Genomic DNA, 811 nt, shown 5'->3' on the forward strand with positions numbered 1-811 from the left:
CACGCAGGCGGCTGCGGGTGTGGCGGGTGTGATCAAGATGGTGCAGGCGATGCGGCACGGTGTGCTGCCCAGGACCCTGCACGTGGACGAGCCGTCGACCAAGGTGGACTGGACCGCCGGGGACGTCCGGCTGCTGACCGAGGCGCGGGAGTGGCCGGAGGCGGAGCGTCCGCGCCGGGCCGGGATCTCCTCGTTCGGCGCGAGCGGTACCAACGCCCACACCATCATCGAGCAGGCCCCGGTCGAGGACGTTCCGGACCGCGAGCCCGCCGCCGCGCCCTCGACGATCCCGTGGCTGGTGTCCGGCCGGACCGCCGAGGCCCTGCGCGAGCAGGCTCGGCGCCTGGTGTCCGTGGCGGACCGGGCGGACCTCGCCGATCTCGGGTTCTCCCTGGCCACGACCAGGACCGCGCACCAGTACCGGGCCGTCGTGCTCGGCCAGGACCGCGAGCAGCTGCTGAGCGGCCTCAGCGCGCTGGCCGAGGGCGCGCCCGGCGTGCTGCACGGCCGGACCGCCAAGGGCCTCACCGCCTTCCTGTTCACCGGCCAGGGCTCCCAACGCCCGGGCATGGGAGGGGAGTTGTACCAGGAGTTCCCGGTGTTCGCGGCGGCCTTCGACGAGGTGTGCGGCCACTTCGACGGCGGACTGCGGGATCTCGTGTTCGGCACCGACCCCGAGCCGCTGAACCGGACCGCCACCACCCAGGCCGCACTGTTCGCGGTCGAGGTGGCGTTGTTCCGGTTGGTGGAGTCGTGGGGTCTGCGGCCGGACTTCGTGGCGGGTCATTCGATCGGTGAGCTGGCTGCGGCG

The 811-nt window shown here is 73.2% G+C and carries 1 protein-coding gene; it reads left to right on the plus strand.

Annotated features, from left to right (window positions below; all coding sequences use genetic code 11):
- Window positions 1-811, plus strand: an 811-nt coding sequence (locus UK12_RS32795) for an acyltransferase domain-containing protein (RefSeq protein ID WP_045306857.1), incomplete at both ends; no start/stop codon positions are given.

The organism is Saccharothrix sp. ST-888 (assembly GCF_000955975.1).
In the GTDB taxonomy this organism is placed as follows: Bacteria; Actinomycetota; Actinomycetes; order Streptomycetales; family Streptomycetaceae; genus Kitasatospora.